Consider the following 17,454-nt stretch of genomic DNA (forward strand, 5'->3'; position numbering starts at 1 on the left):
CCTACGCGACTTCTGCAGTCTCCATACAACTTGCGGGTATGACGTGAAAACGGATTTCTTCAAACGAGCCCTGATGGGCACTTCGCTACTGGCAACTCTCGCGCTTGCAGGTTGCGGAACACCGCCAGCCAAGGATTTCGGTGGCCGCTGGAAGCCAGTGAACCGCTTCCAGGACGCGCCAACGGAAATCCCTTTGGCCAAGACATACACCTTCTACGCAGCGCCGATGGACGGCACGCTCAAGACCATGCTCACGCGCTGGGCAAAGGACTCTGGCCTGCAGCTCTCGTATCAGCTTGAGGCCGACTTCACGCTCTACAAGCCGGTGTCCCAGCTCAAGACCACGGACATCCAAGACGCCGTGACGAAGTTGAACTCGATCTATGTGACGCAGGACGTCTTCGTCACCGCCGACAACAGCCAGATCCGAGTCCGATCGGCCAGCGCCGCGCGCGCAGAAGCAACGCCGCTGCCCGAGCCCGTTACGACCACGCCACCAGCCGAAGCTCCGGCTACCGCCAAATGACGACACCAGGAACCAACGTTGTGATTACCGAACCGGGCTCGCACTGATGTTCAAGAGAACTTCCAGCCAAAAAATCGACGAGGCAGTAGCCAAGTCGGTCAACTTCGAGGTGACCGTGGCGGACCTCGCCAAGCGCAGCGAACGTCGCGCCTGGTGGGTTGCGTTCACCGCACTTGTGATGTCGCTCATCCTCGCCGGTGGCTATTTCTACATGCTGCCACTGAAGGAAAAGGTCCCGTATATCGTGATGGCTGATGCCTATACCGGCACCAGCACCGTCGCACGCCTCAATCAGGACTTCCTCGACAATCGCATCACCACCAGCGAAGCGATCAATCGCAGCAACATCGCCCATTTCATCCTCGCACGCGAGTCCTATGACGTGGCGATGATGAACCTGCGCGACTGGACGACGGTGCTGACGATGGCGTCACCCAGCGTGGCTGCCGCTTATACGGGCCTATATGCGACCAACAATCCAAACAACCCTTACAAGATCTACGGCCGAAATACCGCGATCCGCGTGAAGATCCTCAGCACCGTGCTCATTGGTGGTGGTCCCAATATCGCCCCGAAGGGCGCGACCGTGCGCTTCCAGCGCAGCTTGTACGACAAGGTAAACGGCAGCAGTCGCCCGCTCGACAGCAAGATCGCCACGATGGAGTTCACTTATAAGCCGAACCTCAAGATGGACGAGAAGTACCGCATTGAGAATCCGCTTGGCTTCCAAGTCACCAGTTATCGCGTGGACAGCGACTACGACACAGCACCTCCGGAAGAAACCCCAGCCGCGCCTCAGGCGACCGGCGACGAAGCCTCCACACAACCCACCGAACCCGTTGCAGCAGCGCCACCGCCGGAAACGGGCACTGGCGAAGTGCTGCAGTCAAATCTAGCCCCGCGACCGCCGATATCCGAGAACGGCGTGCCCGCGCAGACGCCGGCGCAGGCACGCACGCCTGTTGCCGCGCCGCGAAATGATGCGCAAGGAGCGCGCCGCTAATGAACCGGACTAGCCAACTCGCCCTATCCGTTGCCCTGTGCATTGCGGCAGCTGCCGCTCCGCGCGGCGCCAGCGCCCAGGCTGTGCAGCAATACGAGTACCAGCCCGACCGCGTATACCAGGTACGCACCGGCTTGGGCATCACGACGCAGATCGAACTCAGCCCCAACGAAAAAATCCTCGACTTCAGCACCGGCTTCAGCAGCGGCTGGGAACTGTCCCGTCGCGACAACGTGTTCTACGTCAAACCCAAGAACGTCGACGTCGATACAAACCTGATGATCCGCACGGCGACGCATTCCTACATCTTCGAGCTCAAGGTAGTGGCCACCGACTGGCGGACCCTCGACCAGGCGCGAATCAAGGGTGTGCAATACAAGATCGCCTTCAATTACCCCGCAGACACGGCCTTCGCCAACGAGGCCACCAAGGTCGCGGATGCGCCGGAGCTCAGCACCGCGCTAGTCAAGGGGCGCAACTACAACTTCAGCTACGACTATGCGATGCGGAGCCGTACACCACCGTGGCTAGTTCCTGTCAATGTGTATGACGATGGCCAGTTCACCTACATCAAGTTGAGTGACATGACGAAGTTCCCCACTGGGGATTTCCCCGCCGTCTACATGCGCGAGAAAGAACACGGCGAGGACTCCGTGATCAACACAACCGTGGAAGGCAACACCATCATCGTCCATGGGACCTATCCCTACTTGGTCATTCGTCACGGCGACAACGTCGTGGGCCTGCGCAGGAACGTCGCCAAATGAACCAGTACGAAGCACAGCAACCCGGTAACGGCGCGCCCGGACAGGGCGTACCTCCGCAAGAACAAGGTGGCGCGAGCAACCCATATGCCGCGCAGTACCAGCAACAAGCCGCACCGGATCTCGACGCGGGTGCGCCCCAACTGAAAGGCAACGATGCACGCCGCACAAACCGCAACGCCATGCTCATGCTGGGCACGCTAGCGGCATTGCTCGTCTTCGGTGTGCTATGGGCCTTCTTCGCCACCAGCTCGCGCAACAACGCGCAGCCCAACAAAGCGCAGAAGGAGGAAACCGTCAGCGTGCCGGAAGCCCCGGCAGCTCCGCCGCCCTTGCCGATGCCCGTCCGACCGACGGCGCAGCAGGCCCAACCCATCCCACTGGCCCCACCGCTGCCCAAATCCAATACTCAGTCCACTGCTCAAAATGAACCCAAGGGTCCGAGTTTGGTGGAGCGTCGCATCGCTGCTGCCGCCGGCGGTTCGGCCAGCAATGCCGGTGACAGCGGCTCCGGCAATGGCGGCGGCCAGGGAAGCAACAATGGGGCCCCACCCGCTACCGTCGGCATGCTCGGCATGAATGATGGTACCAACCAGTTCCGCATGCCGGCCAATGCCAACTACACCAGTGCGAATAAGTTGCCGGACGTCTCGAACGCACAGCCGCTCACACACCCGGACAACCTCATGCTGCGGGGCACCTATGTCCGCTGCGTGCTGGAAACCCGCATCATCACTGACATCCCGGGCTTCACCTCCTGCATCGTTACCGAACCGGTGTATTCGTTCAACGGTAAGCACCTGTTGCTGCCCAAGGGCTCTAAAGTCCTCGGCCAATACAGCCAGGAGCCGAATGGCCCCCGCGTAGCCGTGATCTGGGATCGCATCGTCACTCCTTCCGGCATCGACGTGACCATGGCGAGCCCCGGCATCGACAATCTCGGCGGCGCCGGGCATCCGGGCTATTACAACGCGCACTGGGGCAGTCGCATCAGTTCCGCCTTGTTGATCAGCTTGCTCAGTGACGCCTTTAAGTATGAAGCCGCCGAGCATGGTCCCAAGGCCAGCACCGTCGGCGCCAACGGCACCGTGGTGCAGCAGCCGTTCGAGAGCAACACGGCGCAAACCATACAAAACCTTGCCGACCAGGCTGTGCGGCGTGCCGCCAACCGTCCGGCCACAGTCACGATCAACCAGGGCACCGTCGTGACCATCTACGTCGCCAAAGACGTGGACTTCACCGGCGTGCTCGCCCGTAACTGACCTTAGTGATCCGAGCCCATGGTTGACGACACCATTGCCGATATCCCCAACGAATTTCTGGATTACCAGTATTCCGTGCTGGGCATCCGGGAGTTCATGGCCTCGCCGGAGGTCACGGAGATCTGCGTCAACCGTCCGGGCGAGCTGTATCTGGAAGCAGGTGGGCGTTGGCAGCGGGTGGAGTTGCCGACGCTCACTTTTGACCGTGCAAGACAGTTCTGTACGGCCGTGGTGAACGAAAGCAACACCGGCCAGCGCATCACTGACGTCGACCCGGTGGTATCCCTCACCTTCCCCACTGGGCAGCGCGCGCAGTTCGTCATACCGCCGGCGGTTGAAGCGGGAAGCATCTCGATCACGATCCGTTTGCCATCCAAGCAGACCAAGACGCTGGCCCAATATCAGGACGACGGCTTCTTCAACGAGATTCTCGAAGACGTCGCCGGCATCAGTGAACAGGACCGCCAATTGTTGCAACTGCGGTCGGAGCGCCGCTATGCGGACTTCTTCCGCCAAGCCGTGCTCAACAAGAAGAACATTGTCGTGTCCGGCGCCACCGGTAGCGGCAAGACGACTTTCATGAAGTCGCTGGTCCACCATATTCCTGCCAATGAGCGGCTGGTCACCATCGAAGATGCCCGCGAGCTATTCATCGACCAGCCAAACGTGGTGCACCTGCTCTACTCCAAAGGCGGGCAAAGCGCCAGCAACGTCACCGCCAAGAGCTGCATGGAAGCCTGTCTTCGCATGAAGCCTGACCGCATCATCCTGGCGGAGCTTCGCGGCGATGAGTCGTTCTACTTCATCCGCAACTGCGCATCGGGCCACCCGGGCTCCATCACCAGTTGCCACGCCGGCAGCACCGACCAGACTTGGGACCAGCTTGCTCTGATGGTCAAGGCATCAGCAGAAGGCTCAGGCCTTGAGTTCTCCACCATCAAGCGCTTGCTGATGATGACCATCGACATTTTGGTGCATATCAAAGCGCACGCCGGACGCCGCTATATCACCGGCATCGACTTCAATCCGGGCCGCCTCCTGAGCGGCATCAACGGTTAAGGGAAACCATGATGCCTTTCGCAATCGACATGGCGACCTGCCCCAACCTTGCCGTACCGGCCGAGGTGATGCAGCACATCGTCAACGTAGAATCCGGTAGCAACCCGTTTGCCATCGGCGTCGTCGGCGCTCACCTCGAACGGCAGCCACAGAACAAAGACGAGGCCGTGGCCACTGCGCAGATGCTGGAGAGCCAGGGATACAACTTCTCGCTTGGCATCGCGCAGATCAATCGATACAACCTGGCAAAGTACGGCCTGGGAACCTATGAGCAGGCATTCGATGCCTGTCCAAACCTCGTTGCTGGCGCGCGCATTCTCGCGCAGTGCTACGCCCAGGCTGGCGGCGACTGGGGCAAGTCGTTCAGCTGCTACTACTCGGGCAACTTCTCGAAGGGTTATGACGACGGCTACGTACAGAAGGTTTACGACTCCATCAACCGCGCATCGCCGTCCAGTGCAACCGCAGCGCGCGCCATTCCGATTCAATTGGCGCAGACCAGGCCACCCAAGCCCGTGTCGGCGGAACAATATCTCGTCAGCATGCGTAGTTCGGCCATCGACAACCTCGGCGCCGCGCTGGCCAGCAACGTGCTGCAGAATCGCCAACCCGTCGCATCTGTCCCATCCGCGGCCCCGGTTGCAATGCCCGCATCCGCACCGTCGCCCATGGGGACTCCGGTGTCGCCGAACGACCTGCCTATAGCTGCGGCGGCACCTGCCAACGAAGTTTTCGTGCCGCAGGTGCGTGGGCCGAATGACGGCGCCACCACTGCCAAGCAAAACAACCAACCATCCCAGCCCGCCATAGACCAGGCCGACCTGCGGCTTCAGGGACGTGACGACGCATTCGTTTTCTGACACGGGTATGCGCCAATGAAATATGAGGAGGCGTTATCGCACGGACCACATCGTTTCTTCGATCGACACGCCGGAAGCACTTCGGCGACTACTGAAACAGCCGCAATAGCAAGCAAGGTCGGTGTTACGGGAGCCATTCGCAACCGGTCACCAAACCCGACACATCCACCCTAATCGACCGAAAAAGGAAGTCTCACCATGACAATCAAGATCAAGCCCTTCGTCAGCACGACCGCTCAGCGCAAGCAGATGCTCAACCGTGCAGTTCTCATGGCCGTTACGGCAGCGATCATCCTTCCCGGAATCGCCTCAGCCGATGATGCCCAGTCAAACATTTGCGGCGTTCTTGGCACCATCAACAACCTGCTAAACGTGGCATCGATCGTCGTAGTGACCATCGCCATCATCTTCTCGGGTTACCAGATCGCCTTTGCGCACAAGCGAATCTCGGACGTCGCTCCGGCACTTATTGGCGGCGTGCTCATCGGCGCTGCCGCCCAGATCGCCAAAATGGTCATCGGTGGCTCCAACACCGGCACCCAGTGCGGTGGTACGTCGCTTAATCAAGCGATGCTGATGGACCACCTGCACTCCACCGTGCAGTTCATCCAGCACTATGCATAAGAACGCGCTCTTTCGCGGCTGCACTCGCCCCCCCATGTTCATGGGCGTGCCTTATGTGCCCTTCTTCATGGGTGCGGGCGGATGCCTGTTGCTGGCGATGTACTTCCATCTTCTGTTCCTGCTGCTGATACCGCCGGTCATCATGGTGATGCGACATATGGCCAAGCGCGACGAAATGATCTTTCGCCTGCTTGGCCTACGCCTGCAATTTCGCACACGCGTGAGGAACCTGCCGCTGCACGACGGAATGTGGGCGTTCACCCCCAACGAGTCCCGCGACCCGCGTGCTAAGAAAAAGTAAGTGATGCAATACATGCTCGTGCGGCAAGCAGCGCGCTGCACGAGTACCTGGCCAAGGTCCGTGCATGCTCCCTGAGCGTAAGCCGATCTAGAGCCAGACCTCCCGGAGATGCCGCAATGCATAGCGGCGTCTCCGGGCTTTATCGACCTGGCGGATCAAACGAACCTCCATCGGATCCACGAACTGGTAACCCTCCATGTATACCCCGGACGCCCCAATTAGCGCTTTCATCCCGCTATCCGCCCATGTATCACCGACCGTGCTCAAGACCACCGGCGGCGACTACCTGATGACGTGGCGTCTGGAGGGCCTGCCGTTCGTCGGACGCGAGGAGTGGGAGCTGGAGCACCGCCACAACAGCTTCAACCGCATGCTGCAAACCCTGCGTGCGCCGGATTTCACCAACGTCGCCTTCTGGGTGCATGACGTGCGCCGTCGCCGGCGACTGACCGACAGCAGCAAGTTCGGCCAAGCCTTCAACCAGCAGATGTCTGACACGTACTACAACGCGCTGTCGACACAGAAGTTGATGCAGAATGAACTCTACCTCACGCTGATCTACCGACCTGTCGTCACCGGCAAGCGTATGGTCGACAAGAGCGCGAATGTCAGTCAGCTTGAGGCCGAACAGGCCCATGCCGTGGCCACGGTCAACGAACTGGCCGGCAACGTGGAGGCGGTACTCAAGGATTACGCTCCGCACCGCCTCGGCATGTACGAAGCCGCCAATGGCTTGGTGTTCTCCGAAACGCTGGAGCTTTTCGGCTACTTGCTCAACCGCATCGACGAACCCGTACCGGTGCTGTCCGCTCCGGTGCCGGCCTATCTTCCGGTCAGCCGCCAGCGCTTTTCGGCGAAGAGTGGCGACTTCGTGCTGACCGCACCGAACGGCGTCAACCATTTCGGCGCCATCTTGAACCTCAAGGAATACCCGGACGGAACCTACCCGGGTATCTTGAACGGTATGAAGTACCTGGACTTCGAGTACGTCATGACCCACTCCTTCAGCCCCATGGGAAGGCAGGATGCGCTGAAAGCGCTGGAGCGCACCAAGGGCATGATGATCTCCTCCGGTGATAAGGCAGTGAGCCAGATCATCGAGATGGACCACGCCATGGATCAGCTGGCCTCGGGAAACTTCGTACTAGGCGAGTACCACTTCTCCTTAGCGGTTTATGCGCCGAGCCAGGAACAGCTCGCCCAGCAGCTTGCTGCCACCCGCGCAGAATTATCCAACGCCGGCTTCGTGACGGTGAAGGAAGATCTGGCAGTGACCTCCGCGTTCTACGCGCAGTTCCCCGGCAACTGGAAGTACCGCACGCGACTGGCCAACGTCAGCTCGCTCAACTTCCTCGGTCTCTCGCCGCTGCACAACTTCGCCCTCGGAAAAAAAGAAAACAACCCTTGGGGTAATTGCGTCACTACGCTGCAGACCACGAACGGCCAGCCCTACTACTTCAACTTCCACGCCACTCACCCCGGTGAAAACTCGCTGGGTGAAAAAGCCATCGCCAACACCATGGTGATTGGTAAATCGGGTACCGGTAAAACCGCTCTCATCAACTTCCTGTTGAGTCAGGTGCAAAAGCTGTCGCCCACGCCGACCATCTTCTTCTTCGACAAGGACCGCGGCGCAGAGATCTTCGTGCGTGCCTGCGGCGGCAACTACCTGGCATTGGAGAACGGCCAGCCCACCGGCTTCAATCCGTTCCACTGCGAACGCAACGAAGCCAACGTGCAGTTTCTGGCCGACCTGATCAAGGTGCTGGCGGGCAAGAGCGTCTACAGCTCGCGTGAAGAAGAGGACATCCACCGTGCGGTGGAGAACATGCTGGACACGCCGCAGCACTTGCGCAGTATGACCAACTTCCAGAAGAGCCTACCCAACATGGGCGACGATGGGCTGTTCATCCGTCTGCGCAAGTGGACGGCCGGTCACTCGCTGGGTTGGGTGTTCGATAACCCGGTGGATACGATCGATCTGAAAAAGGCGCCGATCATCGGCTTCGACTACACCGATATCATCGATAACCCCGAAGTGCGCGTGCCGGTCATTAATTACCTGCTACATCGCCTCGAGGATCTGATCGACGGCCGCCCACTCATCTATGTGATGGACGAGTTCTGGAAAATCCTGGACGGTGCGGGCGGCCTCAAGGAATTCGCCAAGAACAAGCAGAAGACCATCCGTAAGCAGAACGGTCTCGGCATCTTCGCTACCCAGAGTCCGGAGGATGCGCTGGCCAGCGATATCGCCGCGGCACTGATCGAGCAGACAGCCACCATGATTCTTCTGCCCAACCCCAATGCCAGTCGCGAAGACTATGTGGATGGCCTGAAACTCACCGATGCCGAATATCGTGTGGTAGTGAGCCTGGACGAGCGCTCGCGCTGCTTCCTGGTCAAGCAGGGCCATGCTTCCGCAGTCTGTCAATTGAACCTGCGAGGCATGGACGACGCGCTCTCAGTGATCTCGGCATCCACTGACAACATCGAGATCATGCATCGCATCCTCGACGAACGCGCGGCCGCAGAAAATGTCGGCATCGGCGACCTGAAACCCGAACAGTGGCTCACCACGTTCTACGAGCAGCGCAAGGGCAGCGGCAAGTCGAAATTGGAACCCCAACCGCAGCGACGCACGGCAAGCTGAGCCCACCTCGTGACTACTTACTTATTTCGAAGAAAGGAATTCACCATGATCAACCAGCTTCTGCAACGCATCATGCGCAAAGCCGGCGCAGCGCTGGCAGTTCTTTTGGTCACCAGCGTTCTAACGGGCCAGGTCCATGCGCAATGGCACGTCATTGACGAGTCGTCGATCGCTAGCAACGAGAAAGGGCAGGCCGAGCAACTGGCTCAAATGGTTCAACAGTACGGACAAATGATCACGCAGTACGAGGCCCTGCTGACCTCGCTGAAGAGCCTCAACCTCAACATCATTCCGACCAACAACCAGCTTCAACTGATCAATGATCCGAGCTCCCAGGTGCAGCAGGCCTGCCCGGGCTCCAGCTCGGTACCAGGCATGGTGGCCGGCGCTTTAGGTATCGACACGTCGATGATCGATGGCGAGATCGTGACCCAGCAGCGCTCCATCTGCACCAAGATCGTCCTGCTGCAAGTCGACAAGTACAACACCGTCGCCAAGATGCTCAACCACATGAACGACTACTTCGCCGGGTTGAATCAGCTTGCCAGCACGGCGGACAAAACCATCGGCGCCATTACCAATGCCGTCGGTGACCGCCAGGCCCTGCAGAATCAGACCACCCAGACCCAGGCCAGCCTGTCCACGGAAATGGCCAACGTCGAACAGCACCTGCGCGCCGTCGACGCCACCATCTCCGCACTCAAGGACCAGCAGTCGCTCCTCGCCAACGTCGCCCTCAAGGGCAGCAACTCAGGCGGCCTGGGCGCCCTGGGCGGCCAGCTCATCCAGGCCGGCGCCTTCGCCGGCGCCTTCACGCAGCATTGATCCCACTCGGACCGTCGATGACCACTGATCGCCTCGACACCGTTGCCCGACGTCGGACAACAGCACACTCCGATCCCGGAGCACGGACGCCATGACTCCCACCAATCTCACCGATTACTTGTATTTCCGCCTCATCTACAACTGGATGGGGGTGGAAATCGACAACCTGAGCAAGCAGATGGTGCAGAACACCGTCCAGTGGATCAGCTTCTTCGCGCTGATCCTGGTAACGCTGTGGGTCTTCTTGCAGGGATACCGCCTAGTCACTGGCCAGATGCGCGAGTCGGCCATGACAGTCGTCAGCAACATGATAAAGATCGCTCTGGTGGTCACCTTCGCTACCACGGTCTCGCTGGTCAACAACGATGTGCGCACCTTTGTCACCCAGGACATGAGCAACGCCATTAACTACATGGTCAACGGCTCGTCCTCCTCGATGACCGACACTATCGACAAGAACCTTGCCTATACCCAGATGGCGATGGCCGCCATCGACACCGTGCAGGTGCCGTATGGCGACGAGAACACCGCCAGCGAAAAAGCACGCACCATGATGATCGCTACCCTGGGTACTGCGGGCCCGGCCATGACGGCTGGCGCGATGTTGCTGCTCTATCAGGTGGCGATTGCCTTGGTGATCGGCCTGGCCCCACTGTTCATCCTCTGCCTGATCTTCGACCAGACCAAGGACCTGTTCAAACGATGGGTCATGTTCACAGTGAGCACCTTATTTTCCATGGCAGTGCTCAACGCCGTGGTAGCCATCGCACTCAAGGCGAGCATCAACACCGCCGAAGCGCTATGGGTTTCACAGGCCATCACCCACATCACCAATCTGTCAGCTGAGGGTTTCAATAGTCAGGCTCTGCAGCAGGGTGGCGTTGGCTTGTTGATGACGGTGTTGATCATTTCCACACCGCCGATGGCGGGGATGCTGTTCAACGGCACCTTGGGACAATTCGTTCCGTTTGCACAGGTAGGCGGCGGTGGTGTTGGCCGACCGGGGCCTCAGGGACAGCCGGCAGGTTCCTACAACTGGAGTCCGCCGCCATCGAGTGATCATGGTCATGCGGGTAGCGGCAGTAGCGGAAATGCAGGTGTGTTCAACAACCACGCTAGCAATCCGCCGCGCAGCTACGCTCAAGCCGCTGTCAACAAAGACGAAATGAAGTATCGGACATAGGGCGTAGGTATGAAGCTCCTCATTTTGACCACTCTATTTGGTCTGTTAGCGTTTCAGACGCCTGCATTTGCGCAAGGTTGTCCTGCCGGCACGTACCCCTGGAGCGGCAATGGCGTATTCACCTGTTTGCCCGATCCTAGCTACAACCAACAACAGCAGCCGCAAAGCACGCCCTCCACACTCCTAGGTAAATGGGAGTCACGCTGGGGCGCAATCGCCACTGATGAATCGAACGGCGTTGTCGGTTCATCTACCGGCATGCTGAAAGAACAACAGGCAAAGGACGCCGCGATAGCCGATTGCAAAACAAAGGGCGGTGCGACTTGCAAGTTTGCGGTTTCGTATGCCAACGGCTGTGGAGCAATGGTTGTCGGCGACAAACGATTCAATGTTGATCGCGCAGCAACAGAGCAAGAAGCCATTAAATTGAGCATGAAAGCCTGCAGTGCAGAAGACACCAATTGCCACGTTTACTTCTCTAGTTGCAGCCAAGCAGTGCTTGTCCGGTAGCTCTTAAGTGCGGATCACTTCATTAGGGATTCGAGTATGCAGCGACTCACGCTGACATTGTTTTCGCTGAGTGTTCTGGCGCTCCACTATGCACCGGCATATGCGCAAGGCTGCCCATCCGGCACGTATCCCTGGAGCGGCAATGGCGTATTCACGTGCCTGCCGGATCCTAACTACAACCAACAGCAGCAGTCTCAGAGCACTCCTTCTACGGCCCTAGGTAAATGGGAGTCACGCTGGGCAACTATTGCGACGGATGGGACCCGTGGAACTCTTGGCGCAGCAAGAGACATGGCGACGAAAGCCGGCGCTGAAAAAGCCGCAATCAAGGATTGTCGGGACAAAGGGGCGCTCAGTGCGTACTCAATGTCTCCTATGGAAACGCCTGCGAGGCGAATTTCGTTGGCGACCATGGTCTCAGCGTAGATGCGGAAGACACCATGGATGACAAAAAAAACAGCGTTTCAAGCATTCAGTGGCAAGGACCAGAACTGCCACATCTACCACTCCAACTGTACTCAACCAGTACTGGCCAGGTAGGTTCATACCGTGAGACGACCTGAAACCCTCGCCGCTCTTCTTTTGCTGCTAGTCACACTTTCTGCTTGTGGATCACCCATGAATACGCCTGACATCAAGCACAACCCACACCCCAAGATGCGCTATGAAATCACCATAATGATCCAGGATGCACCGGGGGCGTTCGAGTCGGTGAATGGGTCAGTGCAATATCGAGTCAAGAATGACGACTGCGTTCCGTTGCAACCTGTTAGCGGGGCACGACTGGTACCCGAAGAAGATGTTCACGTAACGTTTCATCGCGTCAGCGAGCACGAGTACAAAGGCACGATTTATTTGGATCTGCTGCAGGATGAGGATTACTACGGCCTGGGCGTGTGTCATTGGGGGCTGGTGAACGTCGCCGCTGAACTCAAAGCCGGCAAGATGATCTTTACCCCCTATATCGGCGTGGACCAGATCATCGCCCAGCGACCGTCAGTGCAGTACTTCCTCAAAAGCAACTACAGCGGCGATGCCAGCAAGGAAGGTGCTGCCTTGCCGCGCATTCCGGGCACTCCCGCCGCCGAATACGTTGAGCAGCATCCGGACAAGCGATTCCTGATCACTATCGCTGCCAAGGAGAGCTTCGAATGACTATTGGCGCGAACGAACATGCCATCCTGTCGCAAGACTCCTACGTGGATCGCTCGAAGAACGTAGGCAAGAATCCCGTCTCCATTGATGGCGTCGATTACCAAGTTCTCGATGCCCGCAGCAATCCTCTCACTGGCTATCAGGGCACCGTATATCGCCGTGTGGACACCGGCGAGGTGGTGATCGCCCATCGGGGCACCGAGAAAGCGGCAACCGATATTGGCACTGACGCTGGCATGGTGCTCTCCGGACTCAATGCGCAAGCGGGTGACGCCGAGGCATTCACCAAGCATGCCATTGAGCTGGCCCAGAAGAAGGCGGATGAAGATGGCAAACCCCTCAACATCACCGTCACTGGCCACTCCCTCGGCGGCACCTTAGCCGAACTCACCGCCTATAAATTCCACCTGCATGGCGAAACCTTCAACGCCTATGGCGCAGCCGGCCTCATGCATGGCGTGCCCGAAGGAGGCTCACAGGTAGTCAATTATGTACGCGCGACCGATGTGGTCAGCGCTGCGAGCAAGCACTACGGCGAAACTCGTGTGGTGGCTACCGCACAGGATATCGATACCTTGTCGCATGCTGGATACCGCGACGAAGGCAGCATGCTGAGCCCGCGCAATCCCATCAAGGCTGTCGATTTCGGCGCCCATGGCATCGCCAATTTTGTACCGGATGCACAGGGTCACTCGGCACTAGATCCCGAAAACGCAGCGCGTTATCGCGCCCATCACGCGATGGTGGATCGCTACCGGGACGATGTCCTGACGGCACGTACCATAGTGTCAGCCAAGTGGGAGGTGCCGAAGGCCGCCTACGAAGCAGGACAGGCCGCTGGTCACGCAGCCGCCGAGAAACTGGCCGAAACCTACAAGCAGGTCCACGAAGCAGCGAGCCTGGGTGCAAAGGTCGCGGTGCACACCGCCGAACATGCGGGTCAGCAGGTCAAGCATACCGCTCAGCAGGCCGCCCATGCTGCGGATCAGGCTTATGACGCCACGCGCGACGCCGCAATACGCGGCGCGCAGGCGGCAGCACATACCGCAGAGCAAGTGGGCCACCGCATCGAGCAAGGCGCTAAGCAAGCCGCTAGTCAGATCGGAGAAGGTGTACATCAAGCTGGCCAGGCAGTGACCCACGGAGCGCAGGTGCTGGGGCAGCAGGCGCACCTGGCAAAGCAGGCGATAAGCGACGGCATGTCAAACGCCGCTCATACACTGAGCCATCCCGGCTCGTGGTTCGACCATAAGCCTGCGGCACCAGTCGCACCTGTTTCGCTGGATCACCCGAGCCATCCGGGACACGCCATGTTCCAACAGGGCCTCCAGGGTGTTCAGCAACTCAACGCCAGGCACGGCATCGCGCCCACCTCCCGCGACACCAACTTTGCCGGCGCCCTCGCCGTGGCTGCCACGACGCAAGGCCTCACGCGCATTGATCACGTGGTGCTAAACGACAACGCGACTCGCGCCTTTGCCGTACAGGGCAGATTGCAAGGAGGCATCGAAGGGATCGATCAGAAGCTGGCTCATGTGGAGACCATGAACGCGCTAAACACACCGCTGGCGCAGAGCAGCACACAGTGGGAGCAGGCCGCACAGCAACGAACCTCCGAGCAAGCGCGCGCGCAATCACAACAGATAGCGCAGCAGCCAGCACCGCACCATATTGGCCCTTCGATGTAAGCGAGATCCCCATGAACACCGCCATGGATCATGGCTCTCGGTTATCTCCGACTCGTCGCGATCGCTCATCCGCGTCGAAATGCGTTTGGCCGTTTACGCACCGCACGAACGATGGAACCTTCACCTTTAAGGACTGAACAATGAAGAAGGCATGGATGGTCTTGTTTGCACTGGGCATCGCGCTACCGGTCGGCGCCCAATCTGTCGCGCCTTTTCGTGGCAACGACCCTTTCGTATTCTGCACTCAGGGCTATGAGCTCACCGTAGCTCAGATGTGTTGGAAGCCGTTACCCCCCTTTACCGGCGGAGCGGCTTGGACTTACACCTGGCTATGCGACCCCCCGAACTACTACGGGCGTTCATGGACAGACCGCGACTGGCTGGCGCTCAGCCTCTATGAGAGTGTGTGCCCACTTGCCATGACGCCGGGCGCCTGGACAGGCCCTGGCGACGGAAGCCAAGTTCCGGTACAGCATTGAGATATAGGCAAAGGCATGCCTCTTACCAGCAGTAAATCCAACCACGCCTGAAAGCACCATGAAGTTGGCCCCAAACGGATATGAATCGCAGCATTCACGAATACCCGCGGCATCTCGCCGTTGTAGGAGCTTTGTCGTGAAGAACAGAACATCTCTTTTAGTCACCTCGGTTCTGGCGTTCGCGCTCACCGCCTGCAATGCGGGGGAGCAAGCGTCGAGGGATCGCACGCCCCTGGCCACAACCGGCTCTGCCGCCGATACCAAGACACCAGGTGCGGCACAATCGTGCCTGGCGCAGGATTTCGACCAGTTTCTGACCGCTTTCATGGGCGACGTTGAAGTACAAAAGACCCACGTCGCATTGCCTCTGAAAAGCGAAACGGTGGACCCCAACGCCGAACCGGAACCGAAGCCCGTGACCAAGATGCTGCCCCTGGCAGATCTGAAATTCCCGCTGATGCTTTCTCCGCAGCAACAAGCGCAGGACGGGCTGCAATTAAGCAAAACCGTCACGGACCCTACCCATATCGAAGTCAAACTGGTCAAGCCAGATACGGACTATCAGCTGACATTCTTGTTCCAGAACGACGGCTGCTGGAAGTTGTATCAAACGCGGGACGACTCGCTCTAAACGGAGATAGGAGCACTCACGATGCCGTATCAAGACGTGATGAACACCATCCTGCCTCGGCAGGGCAATCATTCGGCCCACATCACCGGCCATTACGGTGAGCACCGCGCCAATGGCCCGCATGGCGGCTCGGATTTCAATTACGAGGGCGGCCAGCAAGGTGCAAACCTGGAACACCCGACCGTGCATTCTCCGGTGGCCGGTGTGGTGACCTTTGTGGGCGGGCAGTACGGCACGATCAAGATCCGCGATGCCGAGGGCAATAGTCACGAAATTCTGCACACGCAAAGCCAATCCGTGACCGTCGGCCAGCGTATCGAAACCGGCGACGTCATCGGCGCCATGGGCGGCCGCGGCCCGCACGGCGCGACGCAGTATGCGCAGCATGTGCACTACCAGATGAAGGACAGCCAGGGACATCCGGTCAATCCGGAGACATTCTGGGCCCAGCGCACCCATGATGCTCCGATCCATCCGCCGGCCCGGCAAGGTACGGCAATACCCAGCCATCCAGATAGTGTGGTGCGCCATGGCAGCCAGGGTGAAACGGTGCGCGCGTTGCAACGCGAACTGGCTGAACTCGGCTACGAGGGACGCGATGGCAAGCCTCTCAAGGACGATGCGCACTTCGGCCCGGATACACGACATGCCGTAGAAGCCTTCCAGCGAACGAATGGTCTGAAGATCGACGGTCTCGCCGGACCGCAAACCCTGGAGAAGCTGAGCGAGACCTTGCGCCAACGGCACGCCCAGATGGGGCCTGCGCCACTGCTCAATGACTCCGCCCATCCCGATCACGCCATGTACCGACAGGCGCTGGACGGCGTACACAAGCTTGATGCCCAGCATGGCCGAACTCCCGATATGCGCAGCGAGCAACTAGCCGCCGCACTGACGGTTTCCGCTAAACAAGAAGGCCTCAGCAGGATCGATCTGGTTGTCCTCGGTACAAACGGAGAACATGTCTTCGCCGCGCAGGGGCTGCTCGATTCACCATTCAAGCGTGTTGCCAGCGTGCCCACGACGACAGGACTGGAGACACCGATGGCGTTTAGCAGCCAGCAATGGGAAAAACTCCAGCAGTCATCGGTGCAGCAGACAAGCCAACCTCATCAGCAAGCACAGCAGCAGTCCCAAGCTCACACCGTGTGAGGCGCGGACATGGCGGCATTTTGATTGCTGTAGTTCCTTTTATTTCAGGAGTTTCACCATGAGGCATCGAGCATCACTTTTGGCCACGGCCATCGCCACGCTGGCGCTTGCCGCCTGCAACGACAGCAATTCCGCCTCGGGCCAGCCTCCCACCTCCTCCGCGCCATCTACGGCAACCACGGCAGCGCCAAAGGCGGCTGCCTCCCCCGCCCCCGCCGCTTCGGCTTCTGCATCGCAAGGATCCAAGATGGACGATTTGAAGGCATTCGCCACGAATGGCGCCCGCATCATGGACTCGCTCACGGGCGACCTCAACAACGACGGCAAGCCTGATGTTCTGCTGGTGCTCGACCCGCCCGCCGACAGTTCGCAGAAGCTCGGCGAAGGCGCGCCGCGCACCGTGCTGGTGCTGATCCGCGGCGAGGATGACCAGCTTCATGAAGCCGCCAGCAACCAGAAGGTAGTGCCGTGTGCGACCTGCGGCGGCGTATCGGGAGACCCGTACGGTTTTGTCCGCGTGGAGCCCGGCCAGTTCACCGTCCGCAATGGCGGCGGTAGTCGCGAGCACTGGAGCGACGAATTCACCTTCAAGTACTCGGCGGATCGCAAGGACTGGTTACTGGACAAGGCCACGCGCCGCGTCACCGACCAGGACACCGAAGCGCACAAGACGCTCGAACTCACGCCGAAGGATTTCGGCAGCATCACTTTCAAGGACTTCGACCCGGCCAAGCTGCCCGAGGTCGTATTGCCCTGAAGCATGCCGCCAGGACAGGCGG

Annotated in this window: 18 protein-coding genes; 17 read left to right on the forward strand and 1 reads right to left on the reverse strand. The window is 59.4% G+C overall.

Going from position 1 to position 17,454, the window contains the following annotated elements; all coding sequences use genetic code 11:
• Window positions 1–73: 73 nt before the first annotated feature.
• The 16 genes from BM338_RS02195 to BM338_RS21555 all read left to right on the forward strand — a co-directional run bounded on the left by BM338_RS02195 (window position 74) and on the right by BM338_RS21555 (window position 16,675).
• On the forward strand, window positions 74–526 hold the full coding sequence (locus BM338_RS02195; RefSeq protein WP_255367166.1) for a toxin co-regulated pilus biosynthesis Q family protein: 453 nt from the start codon (window positions 74–76) through the stop codon (window positions 524–526).
• A 46-nt stretch (window positions 527–572) separates the two neighbouring features.
• A complete protein-coding gene (locus BM338_RS02200; RefSeq protein ID WP_090449130.1) occupies window positions 573–1,529 on the forward strand; it encodes a VirB8 family type IV secretion system protein in 957 nt (318 codons plus the stop codon).
• Entirely contained in the window at window positions 1,529–2,296 is a 768-nt protein-coding gene (locus BM338_RS02205) for a TrbG/VirB9 family P-type conjugative transfer protein (RefSeq protein WP_090449131.1), read from the forward strand. Before BM338_RS02200 ends, BM338_RS02205 begins: the two co-directional genes overlap by 1 nt.
• Window positions 2,293–3,555: a TrbI/VirB10 family protein gene (locus BM338_RS02210; RefSeq protein WP_090449132.1), complete on the forward strand. Its 1,263-nt coding sequence runs from the start codon at window positions 2,293–2,295 to the stop codon at window positions 3,553–3,555. The genes BM338_RS02205 and BM338_RS02210 overlap by 4 nt, the downstream gene beginning before the upstream one ends.
• Before the next feature lie 18 nt (window positions 3,556–3,573).
• Window positions 3,574–4,614: a P-type DNA transfer ATPase VirB11 gene (gene virB11 / locus BM338_RS02215; RefSeq protein WP_090449133.1), complete on the forward strand. Its 1,041-nt coding sequence runs from the start codon at window positions 3,574–3,576 to the stop codon at window positions 4,612–4,614.
• 8 nt (window positions 4,615–4,622) lie between these two features.
• Entirely contained in the window at window positions 4,623–5,474 is an 852-nt protein-coding gene (locus BM338_RS21875; RefSeq protein WP_177229201.1) for a lytic transglycosylase domain-containing protein, read from the forward strand.
• A gap of 198 nt (window positions 5,475–5,672) precedes the next feature.
• The gene (locus BM338_RS02225) at window positions 5,673–6,098 is read left to right on the forward strand and encodes a TrbC/VirB2 family protein (protein WP_090449134.1); all 426 of its coding nucleotides are present in this window, start codon (window positions 5,673–5,675) and stop codon (window positions 6,096–6,098) included.
• Window positions 6,091–6,399 (forward strand): VirB3 family type IV secretion system protein, encoded by a 309-nt coding sequence (locus BM338_RS02230; protein WP_090449135.1) that lies wholly within the window; start codon window positions 6,091–6,093, stop codon window positions 6,397–6,399. The genes BM338_RS02225 and BM338_RS02230 overlap by 8 nt, the downstream gene beginning before the upstream one ends.
• Window positions 6,400–6,595: 196 nt before the next feature.
• Entirely contained in the window at window positions 6,596–9,052 is a 2,457-nt protein-coding gene (locus BM338_RS02235) for a VirB4 family type IV secretion/conjugal transfer ATPase (protein ID WP_090449136.1), read from the forward strand.
• A gap of 45 nt (window positions 9,053–9,097) precedes the next feature.
• Window positions 9,098–9,877: a hypothetical protein gene (locus BM338_RS02240; RefSeq protein ID WP_090449137.1), complete on the forward strand. Its 780-nt coding sequence runs from the start codon at window positions 9,098–9,100 to the stop codon at window positions 9,875–9,877.
• Window positions 9,878–9,968: 91 nt separating this feature from the next.
• Entirely contained in the window at window positions 9,969–11,060 is a 1,092-nt protein-coding gene (locus BM338_RS02245) for a TrbL/VirB6 family protein (protein WP_090449138.1), read from the forward strand.
• 9 nt (window positions 11,061–11,069) lie between these two features.
• Window positions 11,070–11,570 carry a DUF4189 domain-containing protein gene (locus tag BM338_RS02250; protein WP_090449139.1) on the forward strand — a complete coding sequence of 167 codons (501 nt, stop codon included), beginning with the start codon at window positions 11,070–11,072 and terminating at the stop codon, window positions 11,568–11,570.
• Between the two features lie 618 nt (window positions 11,571–12,188).
• Window positions 12,189–12,725, forward strand: coding sequence for a hypothetical protein (locus BM338_RS02255; RefSeq protein WP_090449140.1), 537 nt, complete (start codon window positions 12,189–12,191; stop codon window positions 12,723–12,725).
• Window positions 12,722–14,413: an XVIPCD domain-containing protein gene (locus tag BM338_RS02260; RefSeq protein ID WP_090449141.1), complete on the forward strand. Its 1,692-nt coding sequence runs from the start codon at window positions 12,722–12,724 to the stop codon at window positions 14,411–14,413. Before BM338_RS02255 ends, BM338_RS02260 begins: the two co-directional genes overlap by 4 nt.
• A gap of 615 nt (window positions 14,414–15,028) precedes the next feature.
• Complete coding sequence (locus BM338_RS02270) at window positions 15,029–15,523, forward strand: hypothetical protein (RefSeq protein WP_090449143.1); 495 nt, start codon at window positions 15,029–15,031, stop codon at window positions 15,521–15,523.
• A 39-nt stretch (window positions 15,524–15,562) separates the two neighbouring features.
• Window positions 15,563–16,675, forward strand: a complete 1,113-nt coding sequence (locus tag BM338_RS21555; protein ID WP_218156288.1) for an XVIPCD domain-containing protein — start codon at window positions 15,563–15,565, stop codon at window positions 16,673–16,675.
• 39 nt (window positions 16,676–16,714) lie between these two features.
• On the opposite strand, the gene BM338_RS21560 is transcribed toward BM338_RS21555, so the two are convergent.
• Window positions 16,715–16,978, reverse strand: a complete 264-nt coding sequence (locus tag BM338_RS21560; RefSeq protein WP_177229181.1) for a hypothetical protein — start codon at window positions 16,976–16,978, stop codon at window positions 16,715–16,717.
• Here BM338_RS21560 and BM338_RS02285 point away from each other — a divergent pair.
• Window positions 16,923–17,432 carry a hypothetical protein gene (locus BM338_RS02285; protein ID WP_090449145.1) on the forward strand — a complete coding sequence of 170 codons (510 nt, stop codon included), beginning with the start codon at window positions 16,923–16,925 and terminating at the stop codon, window positions 17,430–17,432. The two genes, BM338_RS21560 and BM338_RS02285, sit on opposite strands and share 56 nt — an antisense overlap.
• The last annotated feature ends 22 nt before the right edge of the window (window positions 17,433–17,454 follow it).

Source organism: Dyella sp. OK004, assembly GCF_900114495.1.
In the GTDB taxonomy this organism is placed as follows: Bacteria; Pseudomonadota; Gammaproteobacteria; order Xanthomonadales; family Rhodanobacteraceae; genus Dyella_D.